This window comes from Dactylosporangium sp. NPDC049140 (genome assembly GCF_040648435.1).
Genome location: NZ_JBEZDS010000040.1, coordinates 92592 through 108233, shown reverse-complemented (window position 1 = coordinate 108233; position 15642 = coordinate 92592). Strand labels below are relative to the sequence as shown.

Sequence of the window (15642 nt, the reverse complement as noted above, 5' to 3'; positions counted from 1 at the left end):
TCATGATTCGACGAACCGGACCGGCTCTGGACCGACGGCGTCGCCCGGGTACAGCCGCGCCCACCATCATCCGTCGAGACAAACACAGCACCTGCCCGTGGACGGGCATGTCAACGTGACGGCTCAGCCTTCGAGACAGTCGCGGCACGCCGCACCAGTACCAGCCCAAGTCGGCGGTCCGCAGGAACAACGCCAGCGACGCCCGGTACCCACGAATGACCACACTGCAGACAGAACACTGCACGATGCCATGCGTTCAACGCCATCGCGTAGACACCGCCGACACGTTGCACCCTGCGCCAGCGCAGCACCGCCATACCAACGCTGACAATGCATGCGAGCCCCGCGCAAGCCGAGCACAGCTGCACCGCAGCAACTGACTGCTGCGACAGATCATCGAGCATCCCCAACGCCAGCAAGATGCCGACCATCCCCGATGCAATCGCCGCCAGCATCGGACGCCGCCACGACGCCAGCGCAGCCGGCGGCGCGAGCGCGTCAGCCAACCACGACGAACCGCCGCCGCTACCGCACGCCGATCCACGGATCCCTCCGACCCTCCACCGCATCGAGAATCCAACCGCGGTGACACCCGAGCCGTACAGCACCGCAACCGAACGCACCGCATGACCGGCGCCGCCCGGACACGACACCTCCCCGGCATACGCAGCCCCACTGCCCTGCCGACCATCCATGTGCCCCGTCATCCGCACACCTCCCAGGCGAGAGCCAGCGGCCAGCGAACCGAGCAGATGCCGGTTGCCCGTCACGAACGCCACAACGGCTCCAAACGATCGGGATTCCACTTGCCCCGCCCCGGCACCCTCGGATGCACCAGCACAGCGACCAGCTGATCGTCGATGAACGCGCGCTGCTCCACCCGCGTCACCTCCTCCGAACCCCACCGAGCCCGAATATCAACCGGACGCCCCGCCACACCATGCTCCCGAGCCAGCCACCGCCGCCGCTCACCCAGCAAACGTTGCTCCTCCTGCTCCAACTCAGCCAGCAACGCGAAGTACCGAGCACCCGACAGCAACCGCCCGCGCCACGCAGCAGTCGACTCCTCAATCTGCGACCGCACGCCCGCCAACGCATCCTCGTCGGGCCACAGCGCGGGTTCGGCCGCAGCATCCCGCCGCTCGGCCTCCAGCTCGTACTTACGCAGCACCAACTCCGACACCGCTGCGTCGGTCCGCGGACCGTGAATATTGACGCCCCCGCAACCGCCCTGCGACGACGGCGCACAACCATAAGTAAACGGCGCCCCTTGCCGGCTCAGCCGAGAAGGCGCCGTCTTCACCACCCGAAGCGGTTGCCCGCACGCCCCCTTGCCACACTTCAACAGCCCGCTCAGCAGATACGTCCGGACATTCACCCCGCGGTTGTGCACACTCGTCAACCCGATGACAGCCGTCAACGCATCCCACTCGGCGACCGACAGAATCGGCTCCCACTGCCCAACAACCGGCCGACCGTCCTGCCCGAGCACCACCTCGTAACGCCAGTGCTCCTTCCCCGTCGCCGGATCCGGATCCCGCACCGTCCGCGCCCGATAGCCGCACAAACGCGGGGCTCGCAGCACGGTCTTCACCGTCAACGCCTGCCAGCTGTTGCCCCGCGGCGTCAACAGGCCCAGACGGTTCCACTCCGCAACCACAGCATTCACCGGCGCGCCGCCGATGACCCGCCGTGCCGCGACCCGGATCGCTTCCGCCTCCACCGGTTCGAGCTCCCGCTTGCCAGCCTTCCAGCCAAACGGACGCCAACCTCCGGCCGGGATACCGGCTTGTTGCAACGCCCGATGCTTACGTGCAACCCGCCGGGCGGTGTCGGCCGACTGTTTGTTGTTCGCCGCCACCACGATCCGAGCGACGGTGCGGCCGTTGTCCGTCAGCAGATCAAGCGTGCCTGTGATGTCCACGATCGGGCGTCGGAAGTGCTCGACGACCTCAATCGCATCCTCCAGATGCCGGTTGTCCCGCGTCAGCCGGTCAATGTCGTAGACGACAAGGCCGTCAAGCCGCTCACCGTTTGGGGCGACGCCTCGCTTCAGATCTTCCAACGCACCTTCGAACACTGGCCGGACAACCCGATACACCCGTCGCCCGTCCGGCAGCCGGACTGCCTTCCTCTTGAACGCGCTCGTGTCCGGCTCCTCGTACGTGTAAACGTAACTGCCGCGACGGTGCTCCACGTATCCCCTGCAATCCTTCGCCTGTTCGTCACGGCCTCGGATGTCGCGTCCCGTCAGGGGGAGCGTTGGGCCGTCCGCAGAAGGCGCCAGCGCGGTTGGCAACTCAAACGACAGGCGCACGAGGCCGGCGAAGTTCATGCCTGAGAAGTCGCCCCAGTGGGCCCGTTTGACCAGTTCAGGGTCCATGTCCGAACCATACATTCGGATAGGTACTGCTGGCAGTGCCTGCCGGCCGGCCCGAGATCGTGGCGCCACGCCTCGCCCGGGCTGTCGTCACCGTGTTGATCTGCGCGTACTTCGGGCTGATCGCCGTGGACCTGGTCGTCTCGGCGCGCTCGGCGGCGGCCGCCGTCGCCGGTCTCGCGGTCCTCGCCGCACACGCCGGGCTGCTCGTGCCGACCATGCTCGGCACCACCCGCCGGTCGGGCTGGTTACTGTGCGCCCAGGTGGTACTGACCTACCTGCCCGTCGCGCTGTGGCCCGAGGTTCCGACGCTGTGGGGGCTCAGCGTCTTCCTCGCCGGTTCCTGCCTCGTGCGCCTGCGCCCGCCGTACTCCTGGCTCTGCTACGCGGCGGTGTCGGTCTCTACGCTGCCGCTGTCCTGGGCGTACGACCAGTCGGTGCGCGCGCAGGTGTACACGCTGCTCACCGTCGCGGCCGTCGGCTTCCTGCTGTACGCGATGGCGTGGCTGCACCGGCTCGCGACCGACCTTCCGGTGACCGAGGCGCGTCTGGCCGCCATCGAAGTGGCCCGCGAGCGCCGGCGGCTGCTCAACGACGCGCACGACGTGCTCGGCTTCCGGCTGTCCGCGCTGGTACTCAAGATCGAGCTGGCTCGGCGCGGTGACGGCCGGCGCGCCGAGGAGGAGTTGGCCGAGGCCCGGGCGCACGCCCGCGCGGCACTCGCGGAGGCACGCCTGCTCACCGCCGAGCGGCCGGAGCTGAGCTTCACCGCCGAGTGCGCGGCGGCCGGTGCGCTGCTGTCGGCGGCGGGTATCGAGTTCGACGCGCCGCGGGATGCGCCGACGCTGCCCCGTGAGGTCGACCTGGTACTCGCCACCGTGCTGCGCGAGGCGGCCACCAACGTCGTGCGGCACAGCACGGCCCGGCGCTGCTCGATCGCGCTCACCGTGGACCGGCGCGCGGTCCGCCTGGTCGTCGCCAACTACGGCGCGGCGACGGCGACGACGAACCCGGTTCCTGGCACCGGGCTGACCAGCCTCACCGGCCGGGTCGCGGCGCTGGGCGGCACCCTGAGCGCAACGAACGACGGCGGTGTCTTCACCCTCGACGTGCGGGTACCCGCGCGCCGCCACGCCGGTGCCGGACCGGCCACCCCGTTCGTGCCGGCGGTCGGCGTCGCCGCGCTCGTCGCGATGTTCGCCGTCATGTTCACCTTCCCCGAGCGGATCGATGCGCCGTTCCTGGTGCTGGCCCTCGTATTCGGCGCCTGCGTCGGCCACCTGTGCCGGCCCCGGCCGCCCGGCGGGCGGCCAACCGGTTGGCGCCTGGTGCTCGCCGCGCAGGTGCTGCTCGCGTACGCGCCGTTGCTGCACTATTCGGCCGACGCGTGGGCGGCGCGGCACTACGTCGGCGGGAGCGTGCTGTTGCTGTTCCACGGCCGGACGCGCTGGCTGGGCGCCGGCGCGATCCTGGCCGCCGAGGTGCTGCTCGCCGTCACCGGCGTGACACCCGCGGCGACGGTGGTCTACCACCTCGCCGCCGACATCGACGACGCGGTCGCCTTGTTCGCCTTGGTGCAGCTGCCGCTGCTCACCGCCGCGCTCGCGCGGGCCCGGACCGGGCTCGCCGCGACGGCGGTGGCGAAGGAGCGCCTGCGCTTCGCCGACACGCTCGGCGGCCGGCTCGACGAGCGGCTGCGCGAGGCCCTGCGCACGCTCGCCCCGAACGGGCAACCCCTGCCCGCGCAGCGGCTTGCGACGGCCCAGAGCCTCGCCCGCGCCGCCGCGGCCGACCTGCGTGCGGTAGCCGCCGGTTCGCACGATGTGGCCGTGCGGGACCCGCTGTGATCAAGGTGCTCCTGGCCGAGGACCAGCATCTGATACGCGGCGCGTTCGTCGCCCTGCTGCGCCTCGAACCCGACATCGAGGTCGTCGCGCAGGTACACACCGGCACCGCGATCGTCCCGACGGCGCTCGCCGCGCAGCCGGACGTGGCCGTGCTGGATCTGAACCTGCCCGGCCTCGACGGGCTCAGCGCGGCCATCGAACTACGCGCCAAGCTTCCCCGGTGCCGATCGCTGCTGGTGACCGGGGTAGCCCGCCCCGGTGATCTGCGCCGCGCGCTCGAGGCGCAGGTCACCGGCTTCCTGCTCAAGGACGCCGCGCCGGAACACCTGACCGACGCCATCCGACGGCTCGCGGCCGGTCAGCGGGTGATCGACCCGCAATTGGCGCTGATCGCCTGGGAAACGCCCGGCAACCCGCTCACCGGCCGGGAGGCCGAGGTCCTGCGGTTGGCCGCATCCGGCGCGTCCGCCGCCGAGATCGCCCAGCGCCTGCACCTGTCCGTCGGTACCGTCCGCAACCACCTCACGTCGACGGTGACCAAGCTCAACGCGCGTAACCGGGTCGACGCGATCCGTATCGCGACCGAGACCGGCTGGCTCTGAACCCGGCCGGCGCCGCTCCCTGCGCACGGCCGGCAGGCGTCAGGGTGCGCTGCAGAACCCCTCGATTCCCCTGCGCCACGTGGTGTCGAGGTCCGCGCCGGGCGGGAATCGGCGGTTCAGCTCGAGGATCACCATCCCGTGCGCGAAGGCCCAGATGGCCCTCGCCCGTTCGCGGTCGCCGCCGGTCGCCTGGAACAGCGGCGTCATGGCCGCCTCCTCGACGCCGGGCGTGAGCAGGTCGCGCCGTAGCGCCCGTTCGGTCATCAGCCGGTACAGGTTCGGCTGGTGGCGCGCGAAATCACGGTAGGCGGCGGCGAGGGAGGCGATCGGGTCGGTGGACCCCTGGGCGGCCCGGGCGAACAGTTCGGCTTGTTCCTCGAAGCCCAGCGAGATCAGCGTGGCCTCCAGTGCTTCCTTGTCGCGCAGGTGTTCGTAGATCGAGGAGGCGCGTATCCCGATCTGGTCACCGAGGCGGCGCATCGACAGCGCGGCCAAGCCCTCCCGCTCCAGGAGCTCCCGCGCGACCTGCACGATCTCCCGTGCCCGGGGCGTGAGTCGATCAAGCACTCGGGTCGCCATCAGCGCGCCGCACTCCCCTTCCGGGCCGCATCCTAACGATGTTAGGGTACCTGGCCTAACGCTGTTAGGAACCGTCCGGGGGAGAACCCGGTTGAACAGACGAAAGCCGGTCCCACATGAGCACCGAGCATGGCCAGCCGGCGCACAGCGCCACCGCTGCGGACCCGCTGAGCGTGTCCGCGCCGCGGTTCCTGGTCGAGATCATCGCGTGGGTCGCCGCGCCCTGGGCGCTCGCCCCCCATTCCATCTGGCTCGCCGTACTGGCTGACGTCCTGCTGATCGGCCTGCCGACGGTGTTCGGCATGCCCGGGGCCAAGAAGCAGAAGAATCCGGTCTCGATCCCGGCCCGGCCGGCGATCGCGCTCGAGCTGCTCCAGCCGGTCGCCGCCTGCGTGGCGGCGTTCGCGGCCTGGCCGACCGCCGTGGCGTCGCTCGTGGTCGTGGCATCGCTGGCGGCCTGCATTCTTCAGTTCCGCCGCTGGCGCTGGATGCTCGCCGCCGTCGGCGGAATGCACGGTGATGTTGGTCCGGCCACATAGCGAGTGCCGCTCCTGCACGAAAGCGTCTGTGCGGTCGAACGGAACCGGATGAGGGGTACGGGTGGAGCTGCGGGACATCGAAATGTTCCTCACCCTGGCCGAGGAGCTGCACTTCGGCCGGACCGCCGCTCGGCTGCACGTGTCCCAGGCCCGGGTCAGCCAGGCGATCAGCCGCCAGGAACGGCGCCTCGGCGCCCAGTTGTTCGACCGGGCCAACCGCCGTCAGATCCACCTGACCCCGTTCGGCCGGCAACTGCGCGACGACCTGCAGCCGGTGTACGCCGGGCTGCGAGACACGCTGGCACGCGCCCGCCTGGCCGCCCAGGGCATCACGGCGTTCCTCCGCGTCGGCATGCTGCCCGTCAACGCCCACGACTTCCGGCCCTACTGGGAGACGTTCCGATCGCGCCATCCACAGTGGAAGCTGCGAATCCGGCACGCGCCCTTCATCGACCCGTTCGCCGGGCTCCGCCGCGGTGACGTTGACGTTCTGGTCAGCTGGCTTCCCGTCGAGGAACCCGACATCACCGTGGGGCCGATCCTGATCGCCGAGCCCCGGATCCTCGCCGTGGCGGCCGGGCACGAGCTCACCCGGCGTGCCTCGGTCACCCTGGAGATGGTCAGCGACTACCGCCTTCCCACCGCTGGAATCGCACCCGAGTACTGGTTCGACGCCTACATTCCGCCCTACAGCCCGGGCGGCCGCAGAATCGAGCGCAGCCTTCTCGTCGCCAACAACGAAGAAGTCCTGGCCCTGATCAGCACCGGGGAGATCGTCACGCCCTATCCGGTCCACATGATCCGGTACTCGCCCCGCCCCGACATCGCCTACCTGCCCATCCGGGACATCGCCCCGCTGGCGTACGCGGCGGTGTGGCGCAGCGAGTCGGAGAACGACCTCATCCGCGCCCTCGCCCGAACCATCCGGGACCTCGGACCCCTTACCCCGGCTGAATGACTCGTGGCGGCCGGCCCGGTTCCGCCGCCGGCAACGATCCGGCCGCCGGCACCAACAGCTTGCTCGCGTGCCGGGCCCGGATCTCCACGGTGTGGCTCACGCCATGAAGGCCCGCAGCCCGTCGAGCAGGCGGGCGATGTCCTCCTCGTCGGTGTACGGGGCCAGGCCCAGGCGCAGCCCGTGCTCGTCGGGCACGGCGAGGCGGCGGAACGGCTCGTAGGCGTAGAACGAACCGGCCGGGGCCAGCACGTCGCGTGCGGCGAGGAACTCGAACGCGTCCCAGGCCCGCCGGCCGGGCAGGGTGAGCAGCAGCGTGGGCGTGCGCTCGGCGGCGCGGGAATGCACGACCACGTCGAGCTCGGCCAGCCCGGCCTCGAGCAAACGCAAAAGCCGTGTCTCGTGTACCTCGACCGCGTGCCACGAGTGACGCAGCCGTTCCCGGCGGTCCGTCGTCCCGCCGGGAGCCAGGCCGGCGATGAAGTCCACGGCGGCGGTCGCGCCGGCCATGATTTCGTACGGCAGCGTGCCCAGTTCGAACCGTTCGGGCACGTCATCGGTGGCCGGCAACAGCTTGTCGGGGCGCAGCGTCTCCAGCAGCGCCGGGGCCGCGCCGAGCACCCCGCAGTGCGGGCCGAGCAGCTTGTACGGTGAGCAGACGAACAGGTCCGCGCCCAGCTCGGCCACGTCGATGAGGGCGTGCGCGGCCAGGTGCACGCCGTCGACGTACACGAGGGCGCCCGCGGCGTGGGCGGTGTCGGCGATGGCGCGCACGGGCGGGCGGGTACCGATGAGGTTCGACGCGCCGGTGACGGCCACGAGCCGGGTGCGCTCGGTGATCGCCGCGGCGACCGAGTCCGGGTCGGTCTCGGAGGTCACCGGGTCGAAGTCGATCCAGCGCACCACGGCGCCGGCCCGCTCGGCCGCCTGCACCCACGGCCGCACGTTGCAGTCGTGGTCGAGGCGGGTCACGACGACCTCGTCCCCGGGCTGCCAGGTCCGGGCGATGATGCGGGAGAAGTCGTACGTCAGCTGCGTCGCACTGCGCCCGTAGACGACCCCGGCCGCGGGCACGCCGAGCAGGTCGGCGTAGGCGGCCCGGAACGCGGTCACGGCGTCGTCGGCGTTGCGCTGGGACGGCCCGGTGCGCCCGCGGTTGGACAGCGGCCCGGTCAACGTGCCGGCGATGGCGGCGCCGACGGCCCGGGGCGTCTGCGTGCCCCCGGGCCCGTCGAAGTAGGCGATCCCGGTGTCGAGGGCGGGGAACTGCCGGCGGAGCGCGGCCACATCGAACGTCATATGATCGTTCTGACAGGCCGCGCCGCCATTGTCCAGTGCCATAATCGGAGGTCTCAGCCGGCCCGCCCGCGAGCGCGGACGGGCCGTCGATCGGCGAGACGCCGGGGATCGTCAGATCTCGGGGCCGATGACGCCGGTCACGGTCGGGCCCGGCGGGTAGGCGATGTCGTGGATGATGACGCCGGCCTGTGCGGGGCTGGCCAGGCCGATGACGGCGAGGACGAGGCCGGCGAGGACGACGCCGGCGCGGCGGATGTTCATGGTGTACCTCCCTGGTGTGACGGCTTTCGCTGCCACCCATGCTTGCGGCAACGGGGCCGCGGGCGCCTGAGCAAGCCGTGCTCATTCCCGTGAACGGCGTTGCTCACCGGCGGTTGAGCAGCATCGCCTCGGTGATCATGTCGTAGGCGACCGTCCAGGCGTGTTCGTGCTGCTCGGTCCACGCCGACCCCATTTCGGCGGCGATCGTGGTGATGAGGACGGTGCGGACCTGGTTGTAGTGGGCCACCCGGACGCCGTAGCCGGCGTGGCGGTTGCCGAGACGGGCGGCGCTGTCGAGGAACGCCGGAAGGTCGGGCAGGGCCACCACCAGGGCGTGCAGCTCGCCGGCGAACTTGGCGCGCTGGCGGGTCAGGTCGGCCGGGAACATCGGGCGCAGGTCCGGGTGACGGTCGAACAGTTCGGCGTAGAAGGCGTCGGCGACCTGGGACAGCCGCGGCCGCATCCGCTCGATGCCCTCCAGCACCAGGCCTACCTGCTCCGGTGTCATCTCACGTCCTCCTCCGGCACCGGCCCGAGTCGCAGCGCCGCGGCGAGTTCGCCGCGGTTGGAGACCCCGAGCTTGGTGTACGCGCTCTGGAGATGGTTGTTGACCGTCCGTATCGACAGAAACAGCTGATCGGCGATCGTCCGGCTGGCATGGCCCTTCGCGGCCAGGACCGCGATCTCGCGTTCGCGGGTGCTCAGCGGCGACGTGGTCACCGGCCGCAGCAGGCCCGGGGTGCGCACGTCCGGGCATCGGGCCAGCCACTGCGTGGCCAGCACACCGGCTCGCGACCGGAGCCGCCCGTCACCCGCGGCGGCGGCGTGGGTGGCGGTCTCGGCGGCGGCGAGCAGCGCGTCCAGGTCGGCGTAGCGGTGCGCGGCCGTGAGCAACCCGGTACCGTCGCCGCGGACGGCGGCCTCGGCGTGTGCCCGCACCGTCACGGTCATCTCGCTCGCCCACGGCAGCTCGCGGAGGCGTTCCAGCACGATCTCGGGCCGGCCGAGCCGGACCACGTCGTGCAGGAGCCGGAACTCGCGGGTGTACGCACCGACCTGCGCGCACCGCCCGGCCACGCGGACCAGCCGGGTCAACGCGGCCGGCACGTTGCCGTGCTGGGCCTCGACCCAGGCCAGGGCCCGCTGCTGCTGGATGACCGGGCCGGCCGTGTCGAATGCGGCGGCGTCGAGGCCGGCGGTCAGCCGCTCCAGCGCCGGCCGGTCCACGGCCCCGGCGAGCGCGGTCGCCATCACCAGGCCGGCCACCGGGCCGCGGACCGCATCGGAGGTGGCGACCGGCCCGGTCTCGCTCAGCGCCGCCCGGAACGCGACGATCGCCGCTGCGACGTCGCCCCGGTCGAGCTGCGTCCAGCCCGCGATGGTCGCGAACACTGCGCTCAGGGACCGGTCCCCGGCCGCGACGGCCTCCTCCTGTCCCTGGGCGCAGACGTCAAGCGCGGCGCCGAACTGCCCGCGCAGGTCCAACACCGTGGCCAGCACCGAGAGATGCACCGCCGCTGGTGGCGCCCCGTCTTCCAGCTCCGGCCGGGTGTGCGCCAGCCGGCACAGCTCCTCGGCCTCGTCCAGCCGGCCGAGCTCGGCCAGGCTCGCCGAGCGGACGTGCCAGGCCAGCGACCGGCTGGGCGGTGCGGCCGGCCCGGCGTCGCGGCCGGGCGGATCGACCGAGTTCACCAGGTCCAGCGCCTCGCGGGGCCGCCCGGCGTACGCCGACAGCATCGCCCGCGTGGCGAGGAGCCGTCCGTCGTGGGCGGGTCCGACGACATCGGCCGCGGCCTGCAGGCTCCGGCCGGCGTCGTCGAGGCGGCCGAGCCGGTACGCCAGGTTCAGGCTGCGGGTCACCGCCCAGGCGGCGTAGACCTCCGGGTCCGCGGCCGGGTCGTCCGCGGCGGCCAGCACCGCCTCGGCCCCGGCCGGGTCCCCCTCGTCCACCAGCGTCTCGGCCAGCACGATGCTCGCGCGAAGGTGCCGCTCCGTCTGCAGGACCGCGCCGGCCAGCCGCTTGGCCCGCGCGTTGTCGCGCGCGGCCCGGGCGGCGACCGCGGCCTCGGCCAGCAGCGCCGCGTCGCCGGCGCCCGTCGCGTCCAGCCGCCACGTCGCGAGCTGCAGCGGATCGGCCGCGCGCCGGGCGCCGTGGGCGACGACCCGGTCGATCTGGTCGAGCAGCATCCGCCGGGCGGCCAGCGTCGGGATGCCCTCCCGGAGGATCGCGCCGTGCAGCGGATGGGCCAGCGCGATCTGGTGTCGGCGCCCGTCCACGCGCACCATGATCCATTCGCGGGCCTCGAGCCCGGGCAGGTCGGCCGCCGGGAACTGCTCCGCCATGTCGTCGGCGCCGAGCGGACCGCAGACGGCCAGCAGGTCCAGCACCTGCCGGTCGTGCGCGGGGAGGTCGGCCAGCCGGCGCCGGACGATGGCGGCCACCCCGGCGCCCGGCCGCAGCGGGGCGCGCAACACCCAAACCCCGCCGGTGCCGACCAGCGCGCCGTCCTCGAGGGCCCCGAGGACGAGCTCCCGGAGGTACAGCACGTTGCCCTGACTGGCGTCCCACAGCGCCAGCGCGGCCGGGGCCGTCACCGGGCCGAGCAGGCTCAGGTGCAGCAGCCGCTCGCAGGCGCCGCGGTCGAGCGCGCCGAGCTCGATGCGGGTGGCGTGCCCGGCTCGCCACAGCGCGTCGAGCGGCTCCGGCGGCACGGCCGGGGTCGCCACCGTCGCCACCACGAAGATGGCGCGCTGCTGGAGCAGGTGGCCCAGCAGTACCGTCGACGCCGGATCCAGCAGGTCCGCGTCATCGACGCCGACCACCACCCGTTGCCCGCCGAGCGTCGTGCGCAGGTGGTCGAGGCACGCGACGAGGAGCGCGACCGGATCGTCGAGCCCTGCGCCGGCCGGCAGCAGCGCCGCGACCGCCGAGAGCGGGATCGCGGCCGCGGCGACGGACACCGCCACGTGCAGCACCGGCCATCCGTCGTCGCGGGCGCGCCGCAGCGCCTCCCGCGCCAGCCGTGACTTGCCCACCCCCGAGCGGCCGGTGATGATCACCGCGCCGTGGTCGGACTCGGCCAGGGCATCGGCGATGCGCTCCAGCTCCCGGTGCCGGCTCACGAACGGCCACGCAGTTACGGCACTGCCCACCGACACCACCCGTCCGGACCCGCCACCGGGGCCGAGCGACCGTCCACTGTGGGTCAACCCGGCCGGCGCAGCCGCGACACGCATCGGTCGTGCGCCATGCCGATCAGCATGACACGGCCGGTCTGGCCCGGACTGGACGAAACCCGACAGCGCGGGTGAGTAGTCGGTTCGGCGACCGCCGCACCTGAGCAATCGTTGCTCAGGCGCGAGGAGCCCGGTCCGGGTTGTGCTTCAGGTACGGCGGGCAATCGGCTCGCCACCGACGCAGGGAGAGCCGCCATGGCAAGCAGGGACCGCTCCGGCCACGCCGTCGTACTGGGCGCCAGTATCTCGGGGTTGCTCGCCGCCCGGGTGCTCAGCGACGCGTTCGCCAAGGTGACGGTGGTCGACCGCGACGAACTGCCGGAGGCGGCGGTGCCACGGCGCTGCGTGCCGCAGGGTGAGCACGGGCACGGCCTGCTCGCCGCCGGCCACGCGGCGTTGGCCGAGCTGTTCGACGGTTTCCCGGCCGATGCCGCGGGGCTGGGCGGCGTCCCGGTCGACATCCAGCGCGACATCCTCTGGATCAGCGACGGGCACCCGCTGCGCAACGCCGAGTCGGGGCTGCGGGGCCTGTGCCTGAGCCGCCCCGCGATCGAGGGCTACGTCCGAGCCCGGGTCGCGGCGCTGCCGAACGTCGAGATCCGGGCCCAGCACGAGGCCGTCGGCCTGCTGAGCACGCCGGACCAGGCCCGGGTCACCGGAGCTGAGGTGCTGCCGAAGGGCGGCGCCGTGCACCGGATCGACGCCGATCTCGTCGTCGACGCGACCGGGCGCGGCAACCGCGGCCCGACGTGGCTGGCCATGCTCGGGTACGACCCGGCGCCCGAGGAGACGATCGACGCGAACATGGTGTACGTGACGCGCGAGTTCCGCCGGACGACCGGCGACGCGCCGCACGCCGCGATCGTGCAGAGCCCGTGGCCGGGCCAGCCCTACGGAGTCGTCGCCATCGATGTCGAGGGCGACCGCCGGCAGGTCACCCTCCTCGGCTGCGGTCCGGGCATCACGCTGCCGAGCGAGGTCGACGAGTTCGTCGCCTTCGCCGGCCGGCTGCCCGACCGGCGGGTGCACGACCTGATCTCGGGCGCGGAGCCGCTGGGCCCGCCGCACCGGATGCGGCTGCCCGTCAGCGTCCGGCGCCGCTACGAGCGGCTCACCCGGCTGCCCGAGGGGTTCGTGTCGGTCGGCGACGCGGTGTGCTCGTTCAACCCGGCGTACGGGCAGGGCATGACCGTCGCCGCCGCCGAGGCCCTGGCCCTGCGCGACTGCCTGGCCCGCGGACGCCGGGGCCTGCCGCGGCGGTTCTACGCCCGGACGGCGCGGCTGCTCCAGGCACCGTGGGAGATCGCCGTCGGCGGCGACCTGCGCTTCGCCCACGTCGACGGGGTACGCACGCGCAAGACGAAGCTCATCAACGCGTACATCGGCCGGGTCTACCGCGCCGCGGAGCACGACCCGGTGGTCGGCCGAGCGTTTCTGCGGGTCGCCAACCTGGTGGCCGCGCCGCCGACCCTGTTCGCCCCGGCGATCGTGGCCCGCGTCCTGCGGGCCCGCCGCCCCGCTCAAGCAGGCGACCTTCGCCGGCGGCAACCGGTCCACGTCCCGGACCGGCATCCGCAGGGCCATGCCGATGGCCAGGGGGCCCTGCGGATGCCGGCCGGTACCCCAGGCCACGCCGTCCACCGCCGCTCGTAGGTCACGCCGAGCACGGCCGACGCGAACACGCCGCCTGAGCTGGATCGGCACTGACCTTCGGCAGCGAATCAGGAAACTAGGGCAGCATGGCCGGGTCGGCGATGAGGGCGGCGAGCTGATCCTCGGTCAGGAACCAGTCGCCCAGCGCCGACGTCGGCGCCTGCTGTTGCGGGTGGGCGTTGACGGCGTCCGGCGGAGGCGTCTGCTTCTCCGACTGGAAGTCCGGCACGCTGCGGCTCTCGGTCAGGCTCAGGGCGCCGTTCCGCAGGAACTTCGTCACGGTGATCACGTCGATCTCGGGTGCCGTGTTGGTCCAGTGCTCCCTGGTCACCCGGATCTTCGTGCCGTTGACGTCGACGACCCTGCAGCTCCAACCCGGTTGGTCGCCGATCGGCCGCGTGACGTCGGGGCCGCACAGGTCGCCGGTCGGCAGGGGCTTGCCGTCGTTGTAGATGTGCGCGGAGAGCCATCCCACGCGGCCGTCCTGCGACACCAGCACGCTCACGTTCGCGGTCAGGGCGACGCCGCCGCCCGGTGCCGCCGCCTGCGGGTCGGTCGGGTACGGCGTCGGGTTGGTGGAAAGGGGATACTCGGGGGCGGCGGTGTAGCCCGGCGGCAGCGCTCGCTGGATCGTCTCGAGCATCGTCTTCTCGTGCGTACCCGGCGCCTGCGCATACGGCACGTCCGGCGGCGAAGGCACGCTCGACGGGCTCGGCGAGACCGGCGCGGGAGGCCCGCCGACCTGCACGTTCGTGGCCCGGTGGTCGTTCGCGAGCGCCGGCGCGACGAGCACCGCGGTACCGGTGACCGCGGCCACGGCGACGAGGCCGCCGGTGGTCCGTACCGCCGAGCGCCGAGCCGTCGAGCGGCGCGCGACGGCCAGTACCTCGGCGCCTTCCCGCAACGGCGGTGGGGCACCGTCAAGGAGCTGCTCGCAGAGGTATTTGACGTCGTTCATCGCGGTCCTCCTGTGGTCGATTGCTTCAGGTCTCCGACGGCGTCGCCGAGGGCCGCGCGCAGGTCCGCCAGGCCGCGTGAGGTCTGGCTCTTCACCGTGCCGGCCGTGCACCCGAGCACCTCGGCGACCTGCTCGACTGAGAGGTCGGCCCAGAAGCGCAGGATCAGCACGGCACGGCGCCGCTTGGGCACCGACTGCAGCGCGTTGGACAGCACCTCCCGGTCCTCCGGCCCGTGCACCTCCGGGGCCGTGATGTCCAGCACCGCGTCTTCGGGCAGGGTCGGTCTCTCCCGCCGCCACGGCCGCAGCCGCTCGTCGAGGAACGTGCGCAGCAACACCTTGCGGGTGTACTGGTCCAGCACGTCATGCCGCTCGATGCGCGGCCACGCCCGGTACAACTTGGTGAAGGTCAGCTGGGTCAGGTCCTCAGCGAGGTGCCAGTCGCCGCACAGCAGGAATGCCGTGTTGCGTAGGTGCGACGCGCGAGCGGTGTAGTAGGCGATGAACTCGTCTTCGCTCGCTGGTGGCACGCCTCGGCGCAGCAGTCCCATCGGAATCAACCCGGCCCCTTCGCTTCCTCGGTCGGATAAGACACGAGACGAAGCCCCGGCAGGGTTGCCTCAGCTGTTGCGAGGCGCTGGACGAGTGGCCGGTGCTAACCGCAAAGTTGCAAGTGCAGGGTGTTGTGTACCCATTGTTCCCAACGGTCGGCCGTCCAGCCTCGGTCGCGGGTGAACAGCAGGTACAGCTGCGGGCTCAGGAGGCCGTACAGCAGGTCGGCGGCGTGCTCGACGGTCAGGTCGGCTCGGGCGCCGGGCTTGGCGATGAGGCTGCGCGCGGCGGCGCGCTGTACCTCCAGGCGCGGATCTGTGTCCTGCTGCCACAGGCTGGCCAAGTTCGGGTCCTGCGCGCCGGCGGCCTGCAGGACGTCCATGATGGGCGCCACCCGCGCGAGTACGACACAGGTGCCGCGTACGTGTGCCCGTAGATGAGCCTCGGCGGTGTCGGCCGCGAGGGCTTCGCGGAACCAGTCCCGCTGCAGCGTGGGGATCGGCTCGTCGTCGCCGGCGATGGTGACATCGACCAGCTCTTTGAGCAGCGACGGCTTGTTGCCGAAGGCGAAGTAGATGGTCTGCACGGCGACACCGGCCCGCTCGGCGATGCCCTGCAGCGTGGTGGCCCCGTAGCCCTGGCTGACGAACAGCTCGTGTGCGGCCTGCAGGATGCGCCGCCGGGTCTGCCGTGACTTCTCGCCCTTTTTGCCGGTGCTCTTGACCAGTTGCATGGCTGTACTGTAACACTAGAGTCCAACTCTAAAAATGAAGTCTAGAG

15 protein-coding genes are annotated in these 15642 nt (G+C 72.1%); 5 read left to right on the top strand and 10 right to left on the bottom strand.

Translation table 11 applies throughout. From position 1 onward, the window contains the following. Positions 1-110 precede the first annotated feature (110 nt). Positions 111-779, bottom strand: a complete 669-nt coding sequence (locus tag AB0B76_RS42960) for a hypothetical protein (protein ID WP_360386812.1) — start codon at positions 777-779, stop codon at positions 111-113. Next, positions 767-2383, bottom strand: coding sequence for a recombinase family protein (locus tag AB0B76_RS42955; RefSeq protein ID WP_360386809.1), 1617 nt, complete (start codon positions 2381-2383; stop codon positions 767-769). Before AB0B76_RS42955 ends, AB0B76_RS42960 begins: the two co-directional genes overlap by 13 nt. A gap of 35 nt (positions 2384-2418) precedes the next feature. Between AB0B76_RS42955 and AB0B76_RS42950 the strand changes: the two genes are divergently transcribed. Together AB0B76_RS42950 and AB0B76_RS42945 are read left to right on the top strand one after the other, a co-directional pair. Beyond that, the gene (locus AB0B76_RS42950) at positions 2419-4227 is read left to right on the top strand and encodes a histidine kinase (RefSeq protein WP_360386807.1); all 1809 of its coding nucleotides are present in this window, start codon (positions 2419-2421) and stop codon (positions 4225-4227) included. After that, entirely contained in the window at positions 4224-4829 is a 606-nt protein-coding gene (locus tag AB0B76_RS42945; protein WP_360386804.1) for a response regulator transcription factor, read from the top strand. The genes AB0B76_RS42950 and AB0B76_RS42945 overlap by 4 nt, the downstream gene beginning before the upstream one ends. A gap of 39 nt (positions 4830-4868) precedes the next feature. On the opposite strand, the gene AB0B76_RS42940 is transcribed toward AB0B76_RS42945, so the two are convergent. Further along, complete coding sequence (locus AB0B76_RS42940) at positions 4869-5396, bottom strand: TetR/AcrR family transcriptional regulator (RefSeq protein WP_360386801.1); 528 nt, start codon at positions 5394-5396, stop codon at positions 4869-4871. A gap of 128 nt (positions 5397-5524) precedes the next feature. On the opposite strand from AB0B76_RS42940, the gene AB0B76_RS42935 reads away from it, so the two are divergent. Further along, positions 5525-5947 (top strand): hypothetical protein, encoded by a 423-nt coding sequence (locus AB0B76_RS42935; protein ID WP_360386798.1) that lies wholly within the window; start codon positions 5525-5527, stop codon positions 5945-5947. A gap of 61 nt (positions 5948-6008) precedes the next feature. Then, the gene (locus tag AB0B76_RS42930) at positions 6009-6905 is read left to right on the top strand and encodes a LysR family transcriptional regulator (RefSeq protein WP_360386795.1); all 897 of its coding nucleotides are present in this window, start codon (positions 6009-6011) and stop codon (positions 6903-6905) included. Positions 6906-7001: 96 nt separating this feature from the next. Here AB0B76_RS42930 and AB0B76_RS42925 read toward each other — a convergent pair whose 3' ends face one another. The 4 genes from AB0B76_RS42925 to AB0B76_RS42910 all read right to left on the bottom strand — a co-directional run bounded on the left by AB0B76_RS42925 (position 7002) and on the right by AB0B76_RS42910 (position 11585). Beyond that, entirely contained in the window at positions 7002-8201 is a 1200-nt protein-coding gene (locus tag AB0B76_RS42925; RefSeq protein WP_360386793.1) for a cysteine desulfurase-like protein, read from the bottom strand. 111 nt (positions 8202-8312) lie between these two features. Then, positions 8313-8462 (bottom strand): hypothetical protein, encoded by a 150-nt coding sequence (locus AB0B76_RS42920; protein WP_360386790.1) that lies wholly within the window; start codon positions 8460-8462, stop codon positions 8313-8315. 103 nt (positions 8463-8565) lie between these two features. Next, positions 8566-8970: a globin domain-containing protein gene (locus tag AB0B76_RS42915; protein WP_360386787.1), complete on the bottom strand. Its 405-nt coding sequence runs from the start codon at positions 8968-8970 to the stop codon at positions 8566-8568. After that, positions 8967-11585: a LuxR C-terminal-related transcriptional regulator gene (locus AB0B76_RS42910; RefSeq protein ID WP_360386784.1), complete on the bottom strand. Its 2619-nt coding sequence runs from the start codon at positions 11583-11585 to the stop codon at positions 8967-8969. Before AB0B76_RS42910 ends, AB0B76_RS42915 begins: the two co-directional genes overlap by 4 nt. 309 nt (positions 11586-11894) lie before the next feature. On the opposite strand from AB0B76_RS42910, the gene AB0B76_RS42905 reads away from it, so the two are divergent. After that, on the top strand, positions 11895-13352 hold the full coding sequence (locus tag AB0B76_RS42905) for a squalene monooxygenase (protein ID WP_360386782.1): 1458 nt from the start codon (positions 11895-11897) through the stop codon (positions 13350-13352). Positions 13353-13428: 76 nt separating this feature from the next. Here AB0B76_RS42905 and AB0B76_RS42900 read toward each other — a convergent pair whose 3' ends face one another. The 3 genes from AB0B76_RS42900 to AB0B76_RS42890 all read right to left on the bottom strand — a co-directional run bounded on the left by AB0B76_RS42900 (position 13429) and on the right by AB0B76_RS42890 (position 15595). Next, the gene (locus AB0B76_RS42900) at positions 13429-14310 is read right to left on the bottom strand and encodes a hypothetical protein (protein WP_360386780.1); all 882 of its coding nucleotides are present in this window, start codon (positions 14308-14310) and stop codon (positions 13429-13431) included. Continuing rightward, on the bottom strand, positions 14307-14861 hold the full coding sequence (locus AB0B76_RS42895) for a SigE family RNA polymerase sigma factor (RefSeq protein WP_360386777.1): 555 nt from the start codon (positions 14859-14861) through the stop codon (positions 14307-14309). The genes AB0B76_RS42900 and AB0B76_RS42895 overlap by 4 nt, the downstream gene beginning before the upstream one ends. A gap of 104 nt (positions 14862-14965) precedes the next feature. Beyond that, positions 14966-15595, bottom strand: a complete 630-nt coding sequence (locus tag AB0B76_RS42890) for a TetR/AcrR family transcriptional regulator (RefSeq protein ID WP_360386774.1) — start codon at positions 15593-15595, stop codon at positions 14966-14968. Positions 15596-15642: the final 47 nt, after the last annotated feature.

Excerpts from the sequence above, each read along its gene's own strand:
- AB0B76_RS42955 (WP_360386809.1), bottom strand. The coding sequence starts at position 2,383 with ATGGACCCTGAACTGGTCAAACGGGCCCACTGGGGCGACTTCTCAGGC.
- AB0B76_RS42935 (WP_360386798.1), top strand. The coding sequence starts at position 5,525 with ATGAGCACCGAGCATGGCCAGCCGGCGCACAGCGCCACCGCTGCGGAC.
- AB0B76_RS42925 (WP_360386793.1), bottom strand. The coding sequence starts at position 8,201 with ATGACGTTCGATGTGGCCGCGCTCCGCCGGCAGTTCCCCGCCCTCGAC.
- AB0B76_RS42920 (WP_360386790.1), bottom strand. The coding sequence starts at position 8,462 with ATGAACATCCGCCGCGCCGGCGTCGTCCTCGCCGGCCTCGTCCTCGCC.
- AB0B76_RS42915 (WP_360386787.1), bottom strand. The coding sequence starts at position 8,970 with ATGACACCGGAGCAGGTAGGCCTGGTGCTGGAGGGCATCGAGCGGATG.
- AB0B76_RS42905 (WP_360386782.1), top strand. The coding sequence starts at position 11,895 with ATGGCAAGCAGGGACCGCTCCGGCCACGCCGTCGTACTGGGCGCCAGT.
- AB0B76_RS42900 (WP_360386780.1), bottom strand. The coding sequence starts at position 14,310 with ATGAACGACGTCAAATACCTCTGCGAGCAGCTCCTTGACGGTGCCCCA.
- AB0B76_RS42895 (WP_360386777.1), bottom strand. The coding sequence starts at position 14,861 with ATGGGACTGCTGCGCCGAGGCGTGCCACCAGCGAGCGAAGACGAGTTC.
- AB0B76_RS42890 (WP_360386774.1), bottom strand. The coding sequence starts at position 15,595 with ATGCAACTGGTCAAGAGCACCGGCAAAAAGGGCGAGAAGTCACGGCAG.